Below are 23,366 nucleotides of genomic sequence, written 5' to 3'. Positions count from 1 at the left end.
TATGATTAGCAAAAGTATTGTCGAAAATAAAAAAATACTGAAATTGAGCAGCAAAACTTATTTAGGTAAAAACGGAACAATTTACAGATCTGCACTTAGGATTATCCATGTAATTTCTTTCAGATGGCTGGTTGATTGCCGGACAGATTATCTTTGCGAACGGAGGTTGTATTGTGATAATTTAATTTTTCTTAGTGTGCTGTATTTTCGGAAGAATATTTTTATGAAATAGACTGAATATAAAATACCATTGCTTTCGGAATATCTTGGTTAGGTTATGATATTTGATTTGTTCTTAAGGAAAACACCTGTAAGTTGTTTCAGTCTGTGCTTTTTTTTCATGTTTTTATAAACCGAAAATCTGTCTCAGATTATTTTCTTACAAACAGTAATATTATTAACAAATCTATTAAATTTGGCTTAAATAATTATTGCAATCTCAACCATTCATGAAAAGAAGAGACTTTTTGAAACAGTGTTCAACAACAGTGCCCGGTTTAATATTAATGAATGCGTTGCCATCTTATATGCGTGGAATGCTTGCAGATGGAAACTTATCACAACAACAATCACTGTTTGAAATCTTCAGAGATCCGGCGAATCATTACCGCCCGTTTGTTCGGTGGTGGTGGAATGGTAATAAAATAGAAAAAGCAGAATTAGCACGCGAACTCAGGATCTTAAAAGATGCAGGGATAGGAGGTGTGGAGATAAACTCTATATCATTTCCTTTACGTACCGATGATATGAATAAGCCGGGTGTAGAATGGTTAAGTGATGAATGGATCGAATTGTTGAAGTTTACCCTTGAAGAAGCAAAATCACTGGATATGACCTGCGATCTGCTTGTTGGTACCGGATTCCCTATAGGTGGTGAGTTTCTGGAAGGGGAAGAACGTTCGCAGATTGTGGTTTCGGCTGTAAAAAAACTGAAAGGGCCACTTAAAACGGAATTTTCCCTTTTTGATCTTCTTAAAGAGGCTGACCCAGCCATTACCAATCCATATAGTGGAAGAACGATGGAAATACTGGAGGTAAAACTTGTGCCGGATCCGTTAAATCATATGGACGAAGTAATCAATCTGTCAGATCAGATTAAAAATGGAGTGATCAAAATTTCGGTACCTAAAGGTGATTATGCAGTTTACGGATTGGTGAAAGTGAAAGGCTTTATGAGTGTAATCCAGGGTGCTCCGGGTGGCATGGGCCCGGTGTTGAATCACTATGATACTGCTGCTGTAAAAAAATACCTCAACAGGATGAGTGATACCATTCAGCAAAAAATAGGACCGCTTGCACCGAAAATCAGATCTTTCTTCATTGATAGCCTGGAAACAGAGGGAACCAATTGGAGCAGTGATATGATGAGTGAGTTTAAAAAGCGGCGGGGGTATGATCTGTATCCCTATCTGCCCTTTGTCCTTTTTAAAATCGGCAGTATGGGAAACACTACCGGAGCCAACATCCTTTATCCTGTAAAAATGGGAGCAGACTTCAAAAAAATGACAGACCGTATGCGTTATGATTTTGAACTGACCAAGGCTGAAATATTTGAGGAAAGATTTGTACATACTTTTGCACAGTGGTGTAAAGATAATAAGATAAAATCAAGAGCACAGGCATATGGACGTGGTTATTTTCCTCTGGAGGGAAGCTTTGAGCTGGATATTCCCGAATGTGAGACCTGGCTGAAATATGGAATAGGGGAAGATATCAGCGAAGAAAAATTTATGCAGTATCCATGGCATTTGGGCAGAGGCAACACCATGATCAATAAACTGGTTTCCTCAGCCGCCCATTTAAAGAATAAAAAACTGATTAGTTCTGAAGAATTGACCAATACAGATATGGTCTTTAATGAAGCACTGGAGATTCTGAAAATAGCAGGAGACCAAAGTACCATATCTGGAGTTACCCACCCCGTGTTTCACGGATTTAATTATTCCCCTCCTGAGGCAGCTTTTCCCGGTTGGATTACCTATGGCGGATATTTTAATGAAAAAAATACAATGTGGCCGTATTTTAAGCATTATACGGATTATCGGGCAAGATTGTCTGCCCTGTTACAGCAAGCGACAATGTTTGCAGACATTGCCCTCTTAGCACCCTTTGCAGATCAATGGTCGGAATATGGTGCGCAGAATGAGCCTTTCCCAACTATCGTTTCGCCTGTTTACCAGGCTTTAATATGGGAATCTATTCATCAGAACGGAAATGCCTGTGATTATATTTCTGAACGTGTAATTAATGATTCGGATATAAAGAAAGGCTTTCTTACTTATGGAAAAAGAAAGTACCATACCTTGTTTTTGATTGAAGTGCATAGCTTGGATACAGTCACAGCTGCAAAATTGCATGAATTTGTAGAGAATGGCGGAAGAATCTTCTGCATTGAAGCTGTCCCGGATCGTTCTACAGGTTGGAATAATTATCAGAAAAGAGATCTGGAAGTACAGGACTGGATCAGAAAAATGCAAACTTATCCTGACCGGTTTATTCTCTTAAATAAGCCGGCAGCTGATTTTCTGGGTTGGTATAAGGCGGTTCAGGAAAAATATAGTATTCAGCCTTATGTGAAAATCCGGATACCCAAAACATTCATCACTCAGGTACGTTATCAGGCTGATGAAGCCGAACTTTTCCTATTTAATAATTCCAGCAGTAAGCACAGTGCCTCGCTTGATATTGCATTTGATAAAAATGTGATCAAACACAGACAGGCCTGGTTATGGGATGTAGTAATGGGTAAACGGTTTAAACTGGAACTTCCGGATGGGCATCTGCATATCAATTTAGGTCCGGCAGATTCTAAGTTGATTGTTTTTGACCGAAATAAAAAAGGAAATGTCTGGAAAGAAAATCCCGTGACCGGAAATAATTCAAAAGAGATCAATGGTAAATGGGATGTTGAATTCAGAAACTATGATGGAGCGGTTACAAAAGAGGAGCTGGATCAACTGACTGATCTTAAAGAACTATCTGCATATGCCCATTTTGCCGGAACGGTAATTTACCGCAATATATTTCAGGTGACTGATAAGAAAACGGTACATCATCTGAATCTGGGAAGTGTTTATGGAATCTGTGAAGTACGGATTAATGGAATTGATGTAGGAACAAAATGGTTCGGACGGAGAATTTATCCGATAGACGGTTTGCTTCGTGATGGAATAAATGAAATTGAAATTAAAGTAGTTACAGTGATGGTCAATTATATGAAAACCCTTAAGGATAATGTGGTAGCCCAATACTGGACGAATCTGAAAAGGAAAGATCAACCATTACAATCTATAGGATTGGTAGGCCCGGTAACGATTTATTAATAATATATTACTAATAAACAAAGCTTCAGATTTTTCTGAAGCTTTGTTTATATAGTTACCTTATATTTTAACTAACCAATCAGCTTTACCCCATACATTTAAGGTCATTTTGTAGTGAACCTTTATACTTTACATATTGTTTTTTTTATCGAAATTTTGTAATTGCCTGATATATAGTTCAACAGGACGGAGCAGGATGCTCAATATTGGTTTTGTGGATAGATTAGTTAATACAAAATTAATATTTATGAAAAATAAATCTTTACTGTTTAAGCCGGCTCTTAAATCTTTATTGTTTTGCGGATTAGCATTATCTGCTGTTGATTTGAGTGCTCAGACATTGGCATTTCCGGAAGCAACCGGTTTTGGAAGATATACTGCAGGAGCTAGAGGAGCCGCAAATCCTCAGATTTACCTGGTTACCAATTTAAATGACAGCGGCCCGGGTTCATTCCGTGATGCGGTAAGTCAGCCGGGTCGGTTTGTTATATTTAAAGTGGGAGGTATTGTTAACCTCCAATCGATTGTTGCTGTGGCGGCTAACACCACAATTGCCGGACAAACTGCTCCCGGAGAAGGGATTGTATTTTTGGGACCCAGAGTATCATTTACAGGGGCCAATAACACAATTGCCAGATATCTTCGTATCCGGTATGGCGGAACATCTCAAAATCAGGATGCATCAGGAATAGCCAACGGAGCAAATATCATTTTAGATCATATGACTTTTACCTGGGGTACAGATGAAGTATTCTCGGTTAACTGGGATAACAACGGTACAAGTCCCGATAATATAACGATTCAGAATTCTATTATCGGACAAGGAATGCATCGTCATAATCATTCTGCGGGAGGGTTAATGCAGCCTCCGCCGGGAGGAAAGATCAGCTTGATCGGAAATTTATATATCTGTAATAAAACCCGTAATAATAAAATAAAAGGAATCAATGAGTTTGTCAATAATGTAGTTTACAACTGGGGTAATTATGGAAATACTTACGGTCATACCCAATCCGGGGAAGCCTATATCATGGGAGGAGATTCGGCAGGAAGCTCTTTTGCCAATATCATCAACAATTATTTTATCGGAGGCCCCAATACAAGCAGTACAGTTACCACTCCTTTTAGCGTAGGAAATGCTAATTTCAATTTATATGGTTCCGGAAATTATTTTGACAATAATAAAAATGGAGTATTAGACGGGGCTGCAGTTCCTCAAAGCTTAGTGGGATACCCTGTAGGAGATCCGGCCGCCATAATGGCTGCTCCGTATGATTATCCGATGAAAAACCCGGTCTTAACCGCTCAGGAGGCATACAATAAAATTGTTACAAGTGTGGGAGCATCATATCCAAGACGCGATCAGGTAGATGGTTTAATGATTTCAGATTTAATGTCGAAAGGTACAACAGCTACGTATGTTTATGTACAAACTGATTTAACAGCTCAATTTGGCTTTACTAACGGTGGTGCAGGACATGTTTATGGTGCGCCGGCTCCTCTGGATACGGACAATGACGGAATGCCTGATACATGGGAAACAGCCAATGGACTGAATCCAAATGTCTTTGATGCTTTGGCAGTAAGCACAACATATGCTCCCTATCTGAATATTGAGGTTTATATCAATAGTTTACCCAATACAGCTCCTCCGGATTTCATTATTCCGCCAACAAATGTGAATTTTACCAATGCAGTCACAACTACAGGGACTTCACCTTCAAGTTCCTTCACCGTTAATTGGAATGATAATGCTGCGAATGAAACTCATTATATTGTAGAACGTTCTACCGATGGGACTAACTTTACGGTCATTGCAACATTGGGGGCGAATGCGACAAGTTTTAATGAAACCGGTTTAACGCCTGATACTCAATATTATTACAGAGTGAAAGCAACAAATGCGTCAGAATCTTCAGTTTACACATCAAATACATCAGTAACCACACCTCCCATCCCCTCAGCTCCTACAAAAGCAAATAACCCGGTTCCCGGAACTGGTAATAATAACGTTGAGCTGAACGGCGGAAATCTGCTTTTAAAATGGAATGGGAGTCCAAATACAACAACGTATACTGTTTATTTTGGAACAGATCTTTCAAATTTAAACCCTGTTGCAACTGTGCCTTATTCTGCAGCACCATCATATCAGCTTAATAATTTAAACCCGGCAATAAATTACTATTGGAGAATTGATGCGTCCAATGCTCTTGGTACTGCTGTGGGAGATGTATGGAGTTTCCGTGCATTGGCTCCCGGTATTGTCGGCAACTGGCCGTTTGCAGAAGCTCCTTTCGCTGGTGAGCAAATTGCAGACATAACGTCTTTTGCCAATCATGGAGTATTAAATACAGCTTATGACAATGCCAATGTAAGAGTACCGGGAAAAGAAAACAATGCCCTTGATCTGGCAACTTCATCTAATAACATGTACATTGCCAGTATTCCTCATCAGAATCATATTTTATTTGATAATCATTCGTTTACTGTTTCTTTTTGGATGAAAGCGCCAGCCAGCATGATACCATCGTCTTCGTCTACAAGTCTTTATGTATTATGTAAAGGTTCTTTCACTAAAAATACGGCAACAGGAGCTACAGGGAAACGATTTAATATAGAAATCAAAGGAGGTCAGCTGCGATATGCTATTGATGATGATGTTACGAAAAAAGAAATCACATCACCTATTGCCAATTATTTTACCGGTGACTGGGTACATGTTGTGATTCAGAGAGATATTGCAGCACATAAAATGAGAATTTATACCAATGGCGCTTTAATGACTGAAGGAGACGAAACTTCTGTTACAGGGATTGGTGAAGCAAGTGATCTGATCATTGGGAATATCGGTGAGCTTGAGTTTTTATCAACCGCCAATGCGCCTGCTCCTTATAAAGGTGCATTTGATGAACTTAAATTGTACAATTATGCTTTATCTCCAACAGAAATATATACTTTGTATAATCAGGCTGTGTTGAGTAATGATGAGTTCAGCATCAGCAAAAATGTGGGAACAGTATATCCGAATCCTGCAAAAGACCAGATTTTCATTAAGCTTCCCGAATATAAAAAATCCAGTTTAACAGCAACAATTATTGATCTGACAGGAAAAATCGTTGTCAAAGAAAAGATTAATGCTGATGGAAGCGGAGTCTTTACATTAAATATTGCAGACAAAAAAGTCTCAGGAAATTATATGCTCAATGTTTCAGGAGAAGATTTAAATAGTAATTTTAAAATCATCATTAAATAAAAGGGATTATCAAAGTTTAATTTCATTCATATTCAAAAAGAAGTCCTTTCAAATTATTTTGAAAGGATTTTTCTTGATTGTAAATGGTGTTTCAAGTATTTTTATAAATCAGTCTGTTAGATTTAAAATTTGATTATTTTTTGATGTTCATAAGAAACTTATCATTATTTTTGATTTTTACAACTCAATTGAATAATTATGTTCAGATCAAAATTTTTAATTTCCGGATGTATTTGCGCAATCGTTTGCACAAGTTCTTTTCTGAAAGCACAGAATTCTATCCAGGTAAAAAATACATTGAATTTTTCAAGAAATGAAGTCGTCTCAATACCCGTTTCTCAATTAACTTCTTTTCTAAGTAGAAACAGTGAATCTGACCTCAGGATAAAGGACAGTGATAAAAACCTTCTTCCGATCCAATGGATTGACTATGATGGAGACGGAAAAAATGACGAACTGCTTTTTCAGGTGAGTATTGAAGCCAAAAAAACAAATACTTACACCATTATTGCAGATGCTAAAACACCAATTCCTAAAAGTAAAACTTCAACATATTCAAGATTAGTTCCTGAAAGAGTAGACGATTATGCCTGGGAAAATGATAAAATAGCATTCCGTGTCTATGGCCCGAAAGGCCAGAAAGAAGCTCTGGAAGGTATAAAAGGAAGCACGCTTTCCAGCGGAGTTGATATCTGGCTGAAAAGAACAGACCAACCAGTGATCAACCAGTGGTATAAAGGCTATCTGACCGATCCGCTGTACTATCACAAGGACACGAGAGGCGAGGGATATGACCCTTATCAGGTGGGAGACAGCCGCGGGACAGGTGGAATCGGGATTTGGGTGAATGAAAAGCTCCAGGTGTCACAGAATTTTGTGAGTTCCAAAACTATTGCGGAAGGTCCTTTAAGAACGGTTTTTGACTTAACCTATAATCCGTGGAGTGAATTCGGGGTAAAAGAAACAAAACGGATTTCCCTTGATCTGGGTTCCAATTTTTCAAAATTTGAATCCAATTTCCAGGCTGAAAAGCAGGTTCCCAATTACACGATCGGAATTACCCTGCATAAAAACGAAGGTGAAACAAAACTGAACGACAAGAAAGGGTATTATTTACACTGGGAAAAAATTGATGATGCTTTTGTAGGGGAAGGAGTGGTTGTAGATCCTGAAATGGTTGAAAAATCTGTTGCTTTTAAATCAGAAACTCCGGATCAGAGCAACCTGTTGGTTATGACAAAACCTCAAAATAAACTGACTTATTACGCCGGATTTGCATGGCAGAAAAGCGGGCAGATTCAGACACAAAAAGACTGGGAAGCTTTATTGCAAAAACAATCTCAAATGATTGCAAACCCATTAATGATTAAAGTTAAATAATGATGACGTTAAAACTTTCAGTAGCTGTTTTTTCCTTGACAACAGCTGTTTTTTCTGCTCAGGTCAAAGATACTTTAGCTGAAAAAATACTTGTATACCAGCTTCCAATTGGCGGTTGGGGCAAGCAGCTTGAGGATAAATCTGTAGTGAATTATGATTTACCGCTCGATAAAGATCTTTTGAAAAAGATCAAGGCAACGGGTGACGATCACGCAACAATTGATAACAACGCAACGTCAAGGGAAATTAACGCCCTAATAAAAGCATATTCCACCACAAAAAATCCTGAATATCTGAAATCTGCAGAAAAAGGAATCAGCTATCTTCTTTTAATGCAGTATAAAAACGGAGGGTTTCCACAATATTACCCGAATTCCGGATTGTACAGAAAGCAGGTGACCTACAATGACAATGCGATGATTAACGCATTGACGGTTTTGTATAATGTGGCAGAAGGGAAAAATGATTTTGATGTTGTTGATTCTAAATTAAAGGAAAAATCAAAAAGAGCCGTACAAAAAGGAATTGAGTGCATCTTAAAAACCCAGGTTTTACAAAAAGGAATCCCGGCAATCTGGGGCGATCAGTACAACGAAATCACGCTTCAGCCTGATAAAGCCCGAGCATTTGAACCGGTTTCTCTGGCAACCGGAGAATCCGTAGGAATTGTAAGATTTTTGATGATGCAGCCATTAACCCCGGAAGTTGAAAAATCGATAAAATCTGCTGTCAGCTGGTTTAAGCAAAATAAAATTGAAGGCTACAGCTACAATGTTTCAAAAGTAAAGGGAAAAGCTGTCCGGACTTTGGCTGAGGACAAAAATTCTGTAATCTGGGCAAGATTTTATGATATTAATAATAACAAGCCTCTTTTCGGTGACCGTGACGGAAGCGTAAAATACAACTACTACGAGGTTTCTGAAGAAAGAAGAAACGGCTACAGCTGGTTTGGAGATTTTGCGGATAAACTGATCAATAAAGAATATCCAAAATGGCTTGAGAAAAATAAAATTTCTGAATAAGAATTTCAGATTTATAAAAAAAGACTGAGAATATCTCAGTCTTTCTTGTTTTAATTGGTTTACTAAATTATAGTGAATTGCAGATATTTCCTGTTAATGTTGCTCCCGCATTGGCCGTCACATCAGACTTTACAGAAGACAAAGACAGCATTGGGATCGTATAAGGTGGAGTAAATGCCGTACCGCTTCCTGCTGTGTTTCCGGTAACGTTGGTAAATGTATTGTTGGAAGTAACCGTAACCGCTGTGTAACCGCTCATCAGGTTAATAGGCTCTTTTACATTCTCAAAAACGTTTCCGTCGACACGGATATTCGCCTGAACTCCTGCTGCAATACATTTGTTGCTTACAGAACTGTTGAAATAGCTGTTAACAATATGAATTTTACCAAATCTCACTCTCGGCATACGCTCTCTGCATCCCGGAGCCCACCAGCAGCGCACAAATGTTACATTCAGTTTTCCTGCATCAGCTGTAGCACCGTCACTTGATCCGATAAGATTGGAGAATCTGTGGTCATCTGTTCCGCCTGAACCGCCAGGTTTCGGAGCTTTCAGGTAATGGAATTTCGTGTAAGAAACTGTAACGAAGTCGGATTTGTTTTTAATATCAAAATTCCCGTCCACACCGTCTCTGAATTCGCAATGGTCTATCCATACATTTCTGCAGTCATCCAAAATGGCATTATCCCAGCCGTCTGTATCATAAGCTCCAGGACCCTCAAAAATCAGGTTTCTGATCACAATATTGTTGCATCTTTTAATATTGATAATTCCTGAACCGCTTGCCGTCTGGTCTGTAGAAACCAATTTTGCCCCGCTTGCCCCGTAAAGTGTTTTACCCGTTTGATCCTGAAGTGACAGACGGGTCGTAATGGTGATGGTTCCTGTTACTTTAATTACTTTTACCGCTGTGTTTTCGATTGCAGCTTTTAACTGTGCATAGGTTGCCACAGTAGTTTCAGCAGCTGTTCCGCCACCGGTTGTTCCTCCGTTTTGAGAAGCCCATCCCGGGGCCGTACAGTTTGCTAAAGGAACTACGGCATTGGCTACGAGTTTGCTTCCAAGAGTCAGTTCGTTTGGATTTTCTGCTAAATCTGTTTTGATGTCTTCCTGCCCGCAACCAGTCAGGGCAAAGGCAGAGCTTAGAGCTACCGTAAGAAAGGCAGCTTTAAATGTTGTTTTCATAGTAATGATTTATGTTATTTGATTCTGTTGTAAAATTATATATTTTATATTTAAATCTTTTATATTTTGTAATATTAATATTTATATAATTATAATATTGTTGAATTTATTTATTCAATCGGTTGCATTTTGTTATTAATTTAAAAATTATTTATTTTTCTGGTTTTTACAAATAAAATTCCTGCAGATTTCAGGATTATGCAGCTTATTTACTGTGAATTCTGAAATCAACAGAAGATTTTCTGCTTGTTATTTATTACATATTATGTTGATTCAGAAATATATACCTGTCCTGTTCAGTATTAAAATCAAAATCTGTGTTTCAAGAATGGGTAACCTTTTAATTCAGCTTTCTATATTTTATTAACGTGATTTTATTTGTTGGAAAAAAGCAACGGTGCAAAGGCTTTTAACGGGAGTTTTTGTAGTAATCAATTTTATCGAACATAAAATCGTTGTGCCTTTGTGTTTTTCTAATAGGCTTTTAATTGTCCATTACTTATTGCCAATCATTGTAAGCCAGTCTGAACATAATTTTTTCCAGTTATCCGTCAGTTCAGATTTATTGGTAATTCCGATTTTATGTTCACCTTCAGGAAAAATAAACATGGCACCTTTTACTTTGTTTTTTATCATTTCCTGATAGTATAAAATACTGTTCATTACAGGAACGGTTTTATCATTTTGGGCATGAAATAAAATTGTGGGTGGCGTTTTTTCCGTTACCCGGTTTTGCATTGAGTATTCTTTGATTTTTTCAGGAGAAGCATTTTCACCAAGAAGGCTATTACGGCTTCCGATGTGGGCAAATTCTCCCAAATCAATAACCGGAGAAACCAGAATTGCAAAATTAGGAATCGTTGGAATTGAAGTCCAGTCTCCTTTTAATTCTGTGTAATCCTCAGTAATATTACTCACAGATGCAGCCAGATGCCCGCCAGCAGAAGTTCCGATAACACCGATCTGTTCCGGTGAAATGCCGTACTGCCCAGCGTTTTTTCTGAGATATTTTATAGCTGCCTGAATGTCCTGTAACGGGGCAATTTCTTTTTGTTTCAAGTCTGGAGAAGTTGGCAGCCGGTAATTTAAAACGAAGGCCGAAATTCCCTGGGTATTGAACCATTTTGCGATCTGGTAACCACCTAAATCATACGTAAGTTTGTAATATCCGCCACCGGGAATGACGATTACAGCCATCTGTTTTCTTTCTTCTTTTGGAGGCAAGAAAGCAAAAAGTTCAGTCTCTTTTATCTGTATGATTCTTCCGTCTTTTTCTTCTGTCTTCAATGGTAATCCTTTGGAATTCGGCATCTGACCTTTTGGCCAGACCATGATTTTTTCCTGTGCGGATAAATGAAGCGTGAAGAAAATTAATAGCAAGAATGAAATTTTTTTCATAGCAAATAATTTAACAAAATGCTTTTCTGAACCTCGTATGTTTCTAAAACTTACAAGGTTGGGATTTTAAAAATTAATCTTTAAGAAAATCTTCTCTAAACGGTGTAAAAGCATCAATGAGCTGTCCCGCTTCCAGACATTTTACGCCATGGAAAATATTCGGCTGTGCAAAAAATCCGTCACCCTGCTGCAAAATTTTTGTTTCGCCATCAACCGTCACTTCAAATTTTCCTGAAGCAACATAGGTGATCTGAGAATGAAAATGCTGGTGCAAAGCTCCGATAGCATCTTTTTCAAACTTTACAATCACCATCATCACCTGGGAATTGTAGCCCACAAACTGTCTGGAAACTCCGGCTCCCAGATCTTCCCATTCCGAATTGCCATCGAAGAAGGGTTCTTTTTTGAATTTCATTTCTTATTTTTTTTTATTATTTAAAATTTCACGTCTAATTTGTCATTTTGAAATCTAAATTATGTTTTTTAACTGTTGAGGTTCCACGCTCCACCTCGTTTCGACCTGAATGACAAACCGACTTTTTAATTATTATGATTGACGAATTATTTAATGTATTTTTCCAAACCGATTTTTAGACTTTTCAAATTCTTCAACGCTAATTTTGCAACTGATTCTGCGCCTAAGGTCGATAAATGCGTATCATCATCTTTTCCTTTCGGATAATAAGGATCTTCTCCTTCTTTATAATGCAAATGGAGTTTTTTTGAATTTTCAGGACCGTAAGAAACTTCCAGTTGTTCTGTCAGTAACTGCATATCTACAAACGGAACTTTCAGATCATTGGCCACCATTCTTACCACTAAAGGATATTCTTTATGGGTATCAATCAAAACTCCGTTTTCATTGAAATTTCTTCTTACAATAGAAGTTATCAGAATGGGGATTGCTCCTTTTGCCCGGGCTTCATTTACATACCTTTCCAGATTGGCTCTGTATTGGGTATATGGATTGGTAAATTTTGTGGAGTCTTTTAGTTTCTGGTCGTTATGTCCAAACTGGATAATAACAAAATCACCTTTTTTCAGCTGCTTTTCCACTTTATCCCATCTGCCTTCAGTCCTGAAGCTTTTTGAACTTCTGCCGTTCATCGCATGATTCTGAATTTCAATTCCTGTTGTTAAAAACTGTGGCAAAACCTGTCCCCAACCATGTTCTGGATTTTTATCCGGGTTTTCTTTGTTGGCCATCGTAGAATCGCCGATGAGGAATAGGGTAGGTTTTTGTGCGAATGTTATTACTGATAAAAATAATAACAGTAAGGTTAGCTTTTTATTCATTTTTTAATTCATTTAATAAAACTTAAAAATGCTTCGGTTTAGCTCAGTATAACAAGGGTAAACATTACGTCATTTAAGCGAATATTAAAACAGTTGGTATTAGCGATGTCATGCTGAGCGAAGTCGAAGCATCTCAATTATTTATTTGGATTCCATCCATCAAAAATTTTTTCAAGGGTATAATTTTTCAAATCCTTTTTCGTCAGCTGATGCGACCAGCTTACCCGTTTGGAGATATTTCCTCCTTCACCTTTGCTGCCGGATTCTGCATAGTAAGCAGTCTTTTCTTTATCAGGAAACATTTTGTCACCTTTCCATGGATTCCAGCCTTCAGGAAGGATGTGTTTTCCCATTTCGGTATTAATGAAAACAGTTTTGGCATAAGGTCTCCAGGGTCTTCCCAAATAAACTTTTGTGATGCCTTCTTTGGCAATTAATTTACAGTCGAAAAAGATAAAACCATAGGGTCTGCCGGCTTCTGTAGCGGCTGCGGTAATATAAGAATCGGCCAGACTTTTAATGATGCAGTTTTTAAAAACAACGGTTGCCTGTCCGAAAATAAAATCTGTTGTTCCTTCGATATGGCAGTTTTCGAAATATTGTCTGCTGTGATTGGTTGCGGAATAAATGGTGTCCTGACAGCCCAGAATATTTGAGTTTTTCATTACAAAGCGGTCACCTTCCACATGGAGAGAAACTGCCTGCCCTTCATTGCACGAAGAATTTTGAACCGTCAGGTTACTGATTTTAATATCGTCACCCATCACTAATAAAGTATAGGAATTGAAGGTGGTCATCTTTTCATTAAAAGCATCCGGCTTCCCTGAAAAATCATTATTGCTGATGATGGTATTGCCTTTATTTTCGCCTTCCAGGGTAATTTTATGTTTTGAAGAGGGAATGATCACTTTTTCATTATACGTTCCGGATTTAATGAAAATTAAAGCTTCTGCGGGACCTAAATCTCTGATAGAATTTATTGCTTTCTGAATGGAGGTGAAATCTCCGCTTCCGTCTTTGGCTACGATGATTTTTATGTAAGGGCCATTTCCTGCAAAGAGAAAATTTGCTACCGATATGAACAGAATTAAAAATAATTTTTTCATAAACTGGATTGTTGTTTTTTGACGTAAAGATTTTTATGAAACCTCATGATTTTTAGAAAGCAAGGGCAGAAAAAAATTGCTTCGCGAAACTGTGACGATAACTTCATTAAATCAAGTCGTTGATTGATCTTTACTCACCAAAATATTCATTTATATATGATTAAATCTCTGTGTTTAAATCATAACTAATATTATTTCAAAACTTTGTTTAAAAAATCCACCGTTAAGTTCAAAGTTTCTGTAAACCAGGGTTCTGCCGACCAGAAAGAGTGCGGAGTATCTTTGATTTCATGAAATTCTGTCGGAATGTTATAACTCTTTAATTTTTTCATCATATCGTCTCTTCCTGCATGAAAACGGGGTTGAGAGCTGTTGATAAAAAGGGTAGGAGGTGTATTTTTATCCACATACTCGAGAGGTGAAGCTTCTTTCCAGATTTTTGGATTGTCTTTTTGTTGATACCCCAGCCAATAAGCATCGTAGGTTCCCTCTTTTCCGGATTCTTCATGAACAAAAGAAACAACACCATCAACATTCACGATAGCCTGTAATTTAATATTTTTCCTGACGCCTACTAAAGTGGCGATCTGCGCTCCGGCAGACTCACCCATAACTGCCATTTTATTTTTGTTTAAGGAATATGTTGAATGATTTTTCTTTAACCATCGAATGCCCTTTTCAACGTCTTCAATTCCGGCAGGGTATTTCGCGGCATCCGCCAATCTATATCCGATAGCAATTACCACATAGCCTTTTGAAGCCAGCTCCATTGCCATGAATTTTTCATTTTCCTTGCTTCCTGAAACCCAGCCGCCGCCATGTACCATTGCAATTCCCGGATGTTTTTTTGACTGGTCGATAGGATAGTATACATCAGCTTTTAAAGAAACACCGTTGATATTGGCATATTCTGTATCCTTATCTATTTTGATATTTTGCGGCACAGGCCTGTCAATGGAGGTGATAAAAGGATATTTTTTCTTAAATTTTTCAAAGGTAGCTTCATTGGTGTAAGGAGTGGCATTCGGTCTGCTTACCTGCCCGAATGCCATTGTCCCCACAAAAAAAATAGAAATATAAGTATGTTTTCTTTTAAAAATCATGTTGTCAGATTTTAAAATTTTGAACCATTAAGAATATGGAAGGAGTTAAGTTTAAGTAAGAAAATCATTCTGATTTTAAAAGTATTATTCAAAGCAAAGCTCAACTTAATATTCTTAAAAACTTAATCAATCTTAATGGTTTAATCTTATCCTTGAAGCATTTTATTTAACTGCATTTTTTGCTACCTCTTTTCCGATGGAAAATGAATTTTTATCGGATGTCACTTCTTTAGGAACCAATACTGATCCCGTTTTGCTGCCTAAAACTTTCACAACAGGCTTATTGGCAGATTCAAACTTCACTGTTGATAGATTGATGTTTTTACTGTTGTAAATGGTTGCTCCCGTTCCTTCTGAATATTTCAGTTTTACATTTTTCAACTGAATTCCGTCTGCGTCTACGATGGTTAACGCTTTTCTTGTATCAAACTGTGAATCTTCAATGACAATATTTTTAAGATTCATTTCTGCTAAGCCGAATAATGTAATGGCTTCATCAGAATTAACTGCATTGATGTTTTTAAAGAAAATGTTTCTGAAAACAGGGGTTTCTTCTGTTACCGGATATACTTTTTCCGGCGCTTTGTTACCTTCCTGCTTCTGGCCGTCCTCTAGTACGGGAGAAGCTCCTTCGTAGAACATATTGAAACCAATTGTCTGTGTGGGAATATTGATCATGTCAATATTCTTAATATAAATATTTTCAACAATTCCGCCTCTTCCACGGGTTGTTTTGAAACGAAGACCGATATCTGTTCCGATGAAGGTACAGTCGGAAACGTGGATATTTCTCGCTCCGCCGGACATTTCACTTCCGATAACAAAACCTCCGTGACCGTGGTAAACAACATTGTTTTTAATAATTACATTTTCAGTTGGCATTCCTCTTTTTCTGCCATCCCCGTCTTTTCCTGATTTAATGCAGATGGCATCGTCACCCACATCAAAAGTATTATCGTAAATCAAAACATTTTTACATGATTCCAGATCTACACCGTCTCCATTTTGTGAAAACCATGGATTTCTGACCGTAAGATTTCTTAAAATAATGTTGGTACACATTAATGGGTGAAGATTCCATGCCGGAGAATTCTGGAAGGTAGGTCCATCTAACAGTACTTTATCACAGCCGACCAAACTTACCATAACCGGACGAAGAAAATCTTTAACAGTCGTCAGCTCTTCTTTAGAAATTTTATCCGGAACATTGAAGCTTGAGCTGCTTTCAAATCCTTTTTTATAGCTTTCTGAAGGGAACCATGTTTTTCCGTCTGCAGATAATAATCCGCCTGATTTTACAATGTTTTTCCATTCAGATTCTGAAACTTTACTTTTTTTAATGGCTCTCCATGCATCACCGCTTCCATCGATTACCCCTTTTCCTGTGATGGCAATATTGGTTGCATTTTTTGCGGAAATAGGAGACTGGCAACGAATGGTATTTAACCCTTCAAAACTTATGTCAATCAGAGGATAATCTGCTTTATCCTTACTGAAAATGATGAAAGCGCCTTCTTCCACGTGAAGATTGATGTTACTTTTCAGTTCAATGGGGCCTGTTAACCACATTCCGCGGGGAACAATCAGTTTTCCACCGCCTTTTTTACTAAGGTCTTCAATTGCTTTTTTGAAAGCTTCCGTATTTTTTACATTTCCGCCTGAAATGCCGCCATACTGTGTGATGGAAACGGTGTTGGCTGCAAATGAAGTTTCTGCCACCTGAGGCATTTTAAACTCAATGTTTTTATAAATATCCAGGTTCTGAGCATATGTTTGCCCTGAAAACATCATGGCTGCCACTAAACCGATAATTGTAAGAGACTTCTTCATTTTATTTTTTTTGAGTTTTAATTACTTTTTTAAATTCCTGGTAAACAATAGATGCTACTGCTTTTGCGCCTTCCGGCTGAAAATGGGTATTGTCTTTTTGTCCCTTCGGATAGGCTTCATATACCTTCTCCGGAAGATTCATGAAATAATGACTCGTTGTAAAATCCTGTCCTTTTTTGGTAAAATATTCCATAGACAATTTGTTTAAATCTATGTAAGGAACATTCATTTCTTTAGCAATATCAATTGGTGCCTGTGCATATTCTCCATGTACATTTTCCAGTTTGCCATCTTTCCATGGATAATTTCTGGCAACGGGTGTTAAGATTACAGGATTTGCTCCTTTTTGTTTTGTCTGTGCTACGAATAATCTTAAAAATTCTTTATATCCTTCAAGATTTACATATCGTTCTGTATGCTTTTCAGAACCGTCATTATGGCCAAACTGCATAATGACATAATCGTTCGGCTGCAAATGTTCATATACATATCTCCATCTTCCTTCCTGAAAAAATGTTCTGGTACTTCTTCCGCCATGCGCTCTGTCAATAACCGCAACAGAATCTGTTGTCATCGCGGGTTTCAGAGAAGCCAGACTGTCTTTTGTAAAATAGGGCTGAAAAACCTGTCCCCAACCTGTAATCGGGTAACGGACTTTCATATAATCTTTTCCAGGTTCGTAATCTCCGGTATAATCTGCCATTGTGGAATCTCCGATGAGGTAAATATGGGTGATTTTTTTATGGTGTTTTACCATTGCCTTTTGGACGTTGTTTTGTGATTGGCATGCAGACAACAGCAAAGCGACGAATAAAAATGAAACTATCTTATGTATTTTCTTTGTCATTGACTTATTTCAAAATCTAATGTTATTTTTTTCTCCTACAGATTATACAAATTCATACAGATGCTTATGTACTATTATATTTTATGCGTTTTAAAAAATCTATGCGTAATCATCTGTGCAGATTTGTGTAATCTGTGGTTTAGAAAATTAATTTTTAGTAATTCTGAACCAGTCAAAATCTGCATATCCTCCACGAGGGGCTTTTACTGTGCTTATACTATATAAACCGACTTTTGCACCAATCCATTTTCCGGGTTTTGCCTGAAAAACGTCACCGGCTTTTATGAAATTTTTTCCATTTTCACTGTAGCTGAACTGGCATAGGCCGTTCGGCTCACTCACATTTACTTTTAAATAGACTTCGTTTCCTTTTAATTTTGTTTCAAACAATACTTTTTCTTCACCTCCTTTATCTGCTTTTTCTGCTCTTCTTAACTGAAGATAAAATCCATCAGATTTATTGGTAATCACAATTGATTCATGATCTAATCCCATCACCAAAAGTCCTGCAGTTTTTCCTTCTTTAGCATCTTCGGGAGCTAGTTTTACTTTGGTAGAAGCTGCAAAATTCGGGGCAGGGAATTTTTGGGTTAACAGGTTCGGAACGTTCCATAGATTTTTTTCACCTTCAGGAACTTTTATAGAAAATAATCTTAAAAATTTTTGTCCCGGGAGTTTGGATGACCACACGATATTCTCGTTGGCACTCCATTGCCATTGAATTCCTAATTTTTCTCCATCAAATTCATCTGTTTCAGGAGGTGTGGCGACAGGGTAGGATTGCCCCACGTTTGGTTTTTTATAGATTAAAACCGGTTCTCCGATTCCGTTTTTATTATTATCGGTTCCGATAAATGGCCAGTCTTTTTCCCACTTCATCGGCTGTAAATGAACAATTCTTCCGCCCGCATCCACATCCTGAAAATGATAGAACCAGTCTTCTCCAGAAGGCGTATCTACCCAGGCACCCTGATGAGGTCCGTTGATTTTTGTTGATCCTTGTTCCAGCACTATTTTTTCTTCGTAAGGACCATAAATATTTTTTGATCTTAATACCAATTGCCAACCGGTTGCAACACCGCCTGCAGGAGCAAAAATGTAATAATATCCGTTTCTTTTATACATTTTCGGACCTTCCACGGTTGGATGTGCATCGTGGCCATCGAAAACGTGAATACCTTTATCCAGTACTTTTGTTCCTTCGGGATTCATTTTATTAAGGGTCAGAATACTTTTCACTCCGGCGCGGCTCCCAGCCCAGCCATGAACTAAATAAGCGTTTCCATCCTCGTCCCAAAACGGACAAGAGTCGATTAAACCTTTTCCTTCCATTACCAAAACAGGCTTCTCCCAAGTTCCCAGTGGATCTTTAGTTTTCACCATATAAATTCCGAAATCGGGATCGCCCCAATAAATGTAGAATTCACCTTTGTGGAACCTGATGCTCGGTGCCCAAACTCCGTCACCTCTTTTTGGTGTAGAAAAATGGTCGTTTGGAAGTACATCAGGAAGTGCATAATTCACCAGTTTCCAATTGACCATATCTTTTGAATGAAGAATGGGCAGCCCCGGAGCTTCATTGAAACTGGAAGCAGTCATATAATAATCTTCACCCACACGGATAGCGTCCGGATCAGAATAATCTGCGTATAAAACCGGATTTCTGTAATTTTTTCCCTGATCGGCAATCCAGACTTCGGAAACATAGCTTTTTTCCTGTGCGTTGAGGTATGTTGAGGCAACTGAAAATAATGTGATTGCTGCTATATTTAAAATTTTTGTCTTCATAAAATCAGATTCATTATCTAGGTAATAGGAATTAGGTTGCGGTTCTTGGTTTATTTTTCAAACTCTAAACTTGCCAAAATGAATGGTCCGGTTCCTTTTCCGTCATTTGAACGGATTTCTTCGTTTACATAATATTCGTAAGAGCCGTCTCTGTAAGGTTTTCCTCCCAATCCGGCAACAGCACAGCATTTATTTAAATTGACCACGCCGTTTTCATCAACAGTGATTAAATTTTTGATAATTCCGTCGTACCCTTTTTTTGCAGCGGCTTTGTATGATTTTGGAAGATAACCTTCGTTAACTGATTTAATGATGGTATAAACGAACATTGCTGATGCTGTTGCTTCTTCATAATTACCCTTTTCCAATGGTTTGTCTAAAACCTGGTACCAAAGACCGGATTTTTTATCCTGAACCTTAATGACTGCATCTGCGTAAGATTGTAGATAAGAAATTAATCTTGCTCTTCCCGGATGGTCTTTGGGTAAATAATCCAATACATCTACCATGGCCATTCCGTACCAGCCCATTGCTCTTCCCCAGAAATTTTGGGAAAGACCGGTTTCTTTATTGGCCCAGGCTTCTTTTTTACTTTCATCCCAGGCGTGATAAAGAAGTCCTGTTTTTTTGTCTAAAAGATTTTTCTGAACGGAATCAAATTGAAAAAGAATATCATCATACGCTTTCTGAGCATCTGCCCCTTTGATAAAATCTTTTGTATAATGTGTGTAGAAAGGCATTCCCATATAAAGCCCATCCAGCCAAACCTGGTAAGGATAGATTTTTTTATGCCAGAAAGATCCTTCATTGGTTCTGGGCTGTCCGTCGATTTGTAAACGTAAAGTCTGAAGTGCTTTCAGGTATTTCTCTTTTTTCTCTTTTTCATAAAGGTAAAGAAGGACATTTCCGCTGTTGAGCATGTCAATATTATACTTAGAAAGATCGTAGGTAAGGATTGTACCGTCTTCTTTAATCAGGTCTTCACCGAAACCGCTGATATAGTCGTAATATTCTTTTTTGCCTGTTTTTGCATATACTTTTTCTGCGCCGTCCAAAACAATTGCTGACGGATAGGTCCATTTCGGGCTTTTACTGAAATCAAGCATCCAGGCTTGTGGGAATCTATGCATTTCTGAAAGCAGCATTCTTTCTGACCATTTCAAATTGGCAGGAACTACTTTTCCTGATTTTGAAATTTCTGTTGAAGGTTTTGCTGCGGTTATATTTTGGGTTTGAGCACAAGCGAGAAACATTCCTGAACCTAAAATGGCCACCGCGTATGCTTTTATTGTATTGTTAATGAAATTCATGATCCTAAACTTTAAAGTTGATTATTTTTATCTAAAATTTCCAGTTTTTTATCCAAGTCCTGATAAAATGCTTCTTCAGTTACCAAACCGCTTGGTTCCAATGACCAGGCTCCCAAAAAGTAATAAGAGACATTCTTTGTTTTCTTGAAAACCACGGTATGAGTTGATTTTGTTTTTACATATTTATCAAAACTTTCGAGAGAATAGAAGATAGCCATTCCCAGATTGTCATCCTTTTTCGTTTCGGTTTGATTGCCGTAAGTAGCAATGTAGCCCCATTTTTTATTTTTACTGATTCCCTGTTTTAACGGAATGTTTTTAAAAGCAACAATTCCGGTGCATAATCCTGAAATGGTAGTGCTTAGGTTTACATCTACTTTTACAAACCGGTCTCTGTTGAAAATAGTCAGTTTTGACTGTAAATCAATGGGATTGCCCCAGGTTTTCCAGCCTTTATAATCGATGGCCGCGTAAGACTGGTCTTTTTCATTAACAACTTGTACGGCTGTATTTTTTACAATTTTAAAAGTTTCAACAAAATCATTTTGGTCATCATATCTTCCGTAAGATCCGATTCCGATTGTACGGCCGGATTTCAAAATATCCTGTCCCCAGGGTGCATCATGATGATAGGATTCAAAACCATCCTGCCCGACTTCAGGCAAGACCAAAGTGTTTACTTTTTTGCCGAAAATATCTGTTGCATTTCTCCAGTCCAGATACAGTCTATAGCCGATCTGGTTGTTTTCCAGTCCGATGCCTTCATACCGGATATAGTAAGAATGGTCTGTATGTTCACCAGGAAGGACAAGCTGGTTAATATTTTTAAATGTTCCTCCAACGTACTGATTACCTTCCCATTTTCCGCCTTCTTTTACAGAAAGTTCTGCATAGGAAAAGGGAGTTTTTGGATTTTTCTTAATTTTTTCAATTACAGAAGTCTGAGCCGGAGAAAATGCTGAGCTCAAAAATGCTCCTGCCATTATTATTCTAAACAAACTGAATTTCATAATATTCTTTATTAGATAACTGGTTTTTTAAAACTAAAAGTTTTCATGGTTATTAGTTATTGTCTTTCGGTTATTTTTTTAACCAGATCGTTAAAATATACTTCAATATTATCGTAGTTTTTATCCAAATCCCGTTCGCTGGAATTGGCAACTTTTGGATTTAATTTATTCTTAATTTCCCATTCATCAGGCATTCCGTCGTTGTCTGAATCGGGTAGGGGTTTTCCTGTTTTTAAATCCGGAAATCCGCCGACATCTTTTTGAGAATCTATGATTCCGCTGGAACTTCCTTTTGAGCCTTTGTAAGTGAAGCTTCCGTTTTTTACATCTTTTAAAACATGTAAATCCACTGCATCCCTTGTTAAACTTGCGCCGCCAATCTGTAAAACTTTATCATAAGCTTCTTTCGCAGCATGTGTTTTTACATTATTCTTAATATCGTGAGGCTGATTGATTTTTATCTCATTTTTATCTTTCTCCGTCAGATTATAAGAAGGTTTCATCTGGGCAAAAACTCCTTGTGTCCAATTGTCTTTTGTTACTTCTGAGTTTCCTTCCATCACATTTCCGCTGATATAATATTTGCCCCAGATATTGTAAACTTCTGTCTCTGGTTTTTCATTTTTATCAATGGCAACAATTCTCTGTCTGGTCATCGTTGCAGGTCCCGGTTTGTAGTAATTATTAACCATATTTACATTCATTCCTTCACCACCGTAGACATTGTTGTGTCCCCAGTTGTAGATCACATTATTTCTGAAATCAGTAAGATCGGTCAGGGCAAATTTACTTCCTGCATATTCTCCCAATCTTGGGTTTCTGCTGTCGTGATGAGCGTAAAGGTTATGGTGAAAACTTGCAAATTTTCCTCCCGCAATTCCGCCATATCCGTGAGCACCTTTCCGGTGAGCAGAATTTCTTAAACTCTCTGCGATCACGCACCATTGAAGTGTTGTATTTTCATTCACATAAATAGATACTGTTTCATCTGTTGACCAACTCATAGAGCAATGATCAACGATTAGATTTTTAATAAATCTTGCGCCTAACGCATCGCCTTCAAAATTTTTCTGATCACCCATTCTGAATCGCATGTAACGTATAATCACATTGTCTGCGCCTACGAAAGTTTCATAATTGGCAACTGTAATTCCGTCTCCTGGAGCCGTTTGTCCCGCAATAGTAACATTGCCTTCTTTGATCTTTAAAGGGGATTCCAGATAAATGGTTCCACTGCTTTTAAACACAATATATCTCGGACCTTTTTGGTCTAATGCATATCTTAAAGTACCTTCTGAGCCATCATCTGTAAGTTTTGTCACGAAGCAAACCTTCCCGCCACGGCCACCTGTGGTGTATCTTCCGAAACCTTCTGCTCCCGGAAAACTCGATATCTCCTGAGCATTGGCCCACAAGGAGATACCGCATAAAATTCCTATTGTGAAGAGTTTGGTGAAGTTTTTTTTCATGATTGAAAATTCTTTGGTATTTTGAGATTTAGATTAGGCTTATTT

At 37.8% G+C, this 23,366-nt stretch carries 16 protein-coding genes; 4 read left to right on the top strand and 12 right to left on the bottom strand.

The features are described from left to right. The first annotated feature begins 449 nt into the window (after positions 1–449). The 4 genes from FW781_RS04515 (at position 450) to pelA (ending at position 8,978) form a co-directional block, all read left to right on the top strand. On the top strand, positions 450–3,323 hold the full coding sequence (locus tag FW781_RS04515; RefSeq protein ID WP_149386319.1) for a glycosyl hydrolase: 2,874 nt from the start codon (positions 450–452) through the stop codon (positions 3,321–3,323). A 247-nt stretch (positions 3,324–3,570) separates the two neighbouring features. Beyond that, on the top strand, positions 3,571–6,576 hold the full coding sequence (locus tag FW781_RS04510; protein WP_149386318.1) for a LamG-like jellyroll fold domain-containing protein: 3,006 nt from the start codon (positions 3,571–3,573) through the stop codon (positions 6,574–6,576). Between the two features lie 198 nt (positions 6,577–6,774). Beyond that, on the top strand, positions 6,775–7,956 hold the full coding sequence (locus FW781_RS04505; RefSeq protein ID WP_149386317.1) for a DUF4861 domain-containing protein: 1,182 nt from the start codon (positions 6,775–6,777) through the stop codon (positions 7,954–7,956). Then, complete coding sequence (gene pelA / locus FW781_RS04500) at positions 7,956–8,978, top strand: pectate lyase (RefSeq protein WP_228720139.1); 1,023 nt, start codon at positions 7,956–7,958, stop codon at positions 8,976–8,978. Before FW781_RS04505 ends, pelA begins: the two co-directional genes overlap by 1 nt. 67 nt (positions 8,979–9,045) lie before the next feature. Here the strand turns inward: pelA and FW781_RS04495 are convergent, their stop codons facing one another. From FW781_RS04495 to FW781_RS04440, 12 genes are all read right to left on the bottom strand, one after another. Beyond that, positions 9,046–10,164, bottom strand: coding sequence for a pectate lyase family protein (locus FW781_RS04495; RefSeq protein ID WP_149386316.1), 1,119 nt, complete (start codon positions 10,162–10,164; stop codon positions 9,046–9,048). A gap of 495 nt (positions 10,165–10,659) precedes the next feature. Then, positions 10,660–11,562 (bottom strand): alpha/beta hydrolase, encoded by a 903-nt coding sequence (locus FW781_RS04490; RefSeq protein WP_149386315.1) that lies wholly within the window; start codon positions 11,560–11,562, stop codon positions 10,660–10,662. A gap of 73 nt (positions 11,563–11,635) precedes the next feature. After that, positions 11,636–11,977 carry a cupin domain-containing protein gene (locus FW781_RS04485; protein WP_149386314.1) on the bottom strand — a complete coding sequence of 114 codons (342 nt, stop codon included), beginning with the start codon at positions 11,975–11,977 and terminating at the stop codon, positions 11,636–11,638. A 146-nt stretch (positions 11,978–12,123) separates the two neighbouring features. After that, positions 12,124–12,858, bottom strand: a complete 735-nt coding sequence (locus FW781_RS04480) for a rhamnogalacturonan acetylesterase (protein ID WP_149386313.1) — start codon at positions 12,856–12,858, stop codon at positions 12,124–12,126. 137 nt (positions 12,859–12,995) lie between these two features. Continuing rightward, positions 12,996–13,964, bottom strand: a complete 969-nt coding sequence (locus tag FW781_RS04475) for a pectinesterase family protein (RefSeq protein ID WP_149386312.1) — start codon at positions 13,962–13,964, stop codon at positions 12,996–12,998. Positions 13,965–14,155: 191 nt separating this feature from the next. Continuing rightward, on the bottom strand, positions 14,156–15,067 hold the full coding sequence (locus FW781_RS04470; protein WP_149386311.1) for an alpha/beta hydrolase: 912 nt from the start codon (positions 15,065–15,067) through the stop codon (positions 14,156–14,158). Between the two features lie 162 nt (positions 15,068–15,229). Beyond that, positions 15,230–16,897: a glycoside hydrolase family 28 protein gene (locus FW781_RS04465; RefSeq protein ID WP_149386310.1), complete on the bottom strand. Its 1,668-nt coding sequence runs from the start codon at positions 16,895–16,897 to the stop codon at positions 15,230–15,232. A gap of 1 nt (position 16,898) precedes the next feature. Then, positions 16,899–17,744, bottom strand: a complete 846-nt coding sequence (locus FW781_RS04460; protein ID WP_149386309.1) for a rhamnogalacturonan acetylesterase — start codon at positions 17,742–17,744, stop codon at positions 16,899–16,901. A 147-nt stretch (positions 17,745–17,891) separates the two neighbouring features. After that, on the bottom strand, positions 17,892–19,532 hold the full coding sequence (locus tag FW781_RS04455; protein WP_172625662.1) for a glycoside hydrolase family 43 protein: 1,641 nt from the start codon (positions 19,530–19,532) through the stop codon (positions 17,892–17,894). 50 nt (positions 19,533–19,582) lie between these two features. Then, complete coding sequence (locus tag FW781_RS04450) at positions 19,583–20,842, bottom strand: glycoside hydrolase family 88/105 protein (RefSeq protein WP_149386308.1); 1,260 nt, start codon at positions 20,840–20,842, stop codon at positions 19,583–19,585. An 11-nt stretch (positions 20,843–20,853) separates the two neighbouring features. Then, complete coding sequence (locus FW781_RS04445) at positions 20,854–21,825, bottom strand: DUF4861 family protein (protein WP_228720138.1); 972 nt, start codon at positions 21,823–21,825, stop codon at positions 20,854–20,856. A gap of 83 nt (positions 21,826–21,908) precedes the next feature. Then, positions 21,909–23,321, bottom strand: coding sequence for a pectate lyase family protein (locus FW781_RS04440; RefSeq protein ID WP_149386306.1), 1,413 nt, complete (start codon positions 23,319–23,321; stop codon positions 21,909–21,911). Positions 23,322–23,366 lie beyond the last annotated feature (45 nt).

The sequence above is a fragment of the Chryseobacterium panacisoli genome (assembly GCF_008274625.1).
Taxonomy (GTDB): domain Bacteria; phylum Bacteroidota; class Bacteroidia; order Flavobacteriales; family Weeksellaceae; genus Chryseobacterium; species Chryseobacterium panacisoli.
This window is presented reverse-complemented; position numbering and strand designations above follow the sequence as displayed.

Coding starts and splice junctions, on each gene's coding strand:
- FW781_RS04465 (WP_149386310.1), bottom strand. CDS start 16,897: ATGAAGAAGTCTCTTACAATTATCGGTTTAGTGGCAGCCATGATGTTT.
- FW781_RS04490 (WP_149386315.1), bottom strand. CDS start 11,562: ATGAAAAAAATTTCATTCTTGCTATTAATTTTCTTCACGCTTCATTTA.
- FW781_RS04475 (WP_149386312.1), bottom strand. CDS start 13,964: ATGAAAAAATTATTTTTAATTCTGTTCATATCGGTAGCAAATTTTCTC.
- FW781_RS04505 (WP_149386317.1), top strand. CDS start 6,775: ATGTTCAGATCAAAATTTTTAATTTCCGGATGTATTTGCGCAATCGTT.
- FW781_RS04495 (WP_149386316.1), bottom strand. CDS start 10,164: ATGAAAACAACATTTAAAGCTGCCTTTCTTACGGTAGCTCTAAGCTCT.
- FW781_RS04440 (WP_149386306.1), bottom strand. CDS start 23,321: ATGAAAAAAAACTTCACCAAACTCTTCACAATAGGAATTTTATGCGGT.
- FW781_RS04510 (WP_149386318.1), top strand. CDS start 3,571: ATGAAAAATAAATCTTTACTGTTTAAGCCGGCTCTTAAATCTTTATTG.
- FW781_RS04515 (WP_149386319.1), top strand. CDS start 450: ATGAAAAGAAGAGACTTTTTGAAACAGTGTTCAACAACAGTGCCCGGT.
- FW781_RS04480 (WP_149386313.1), bottom strand. CDS start 12,858: ATGAATAAAAAGCTAACCTTACTGTTATTATTTTTATCAGTAATAACA.
- FW781_RS04460 (WP_149386309.1), bottom strand. CDS start 17,744: ATGACAAAGAAAATACATAAGATAGTTTCATTTTTATTCGTCGCTTTG.
- pelA (WP_228720139.1), top strand. CDS start 7,956: ATGATGACGTTAAAACTTTCAGTAGCTGTTTTTTCCTTGACAACAGCT.
- FW781_RS04445 (WP_228720138.1), bottom strand. CDS start 21,825: ATGGCAGGAGCATTTTTGAGCTCAGCATTTTCTCCGGCTCAGACTTCT.
- FW781_RS04455 (WP_172625662.1), bottom strand. CDS start 19,532: ATGAAGACAAAAATTTTAAATATAGCAGCAATCACATTATTTTCAGTT.
- FW781_RS04470 (WP_149386311.1), bottom strand. CDS start 15,067: ATGATTTTTAAAAGAAAACATACTTATATTTCTATTTTTTTTGTGGGG.
- FW781_RS04485 (WP_149386314.1), bottom strand. CDS start 11,977: ATGAAATTCAAAAAAGAACCCTTCTTCGATGGCAATTCGGAATGGGAA.
- FW781_RS04450 (WP_149386308.1), bottom strand. CDS start 20,842: ATGAATTTCATTAACAATACAATAAAAGCATACGCGGTGGCCATTTTA.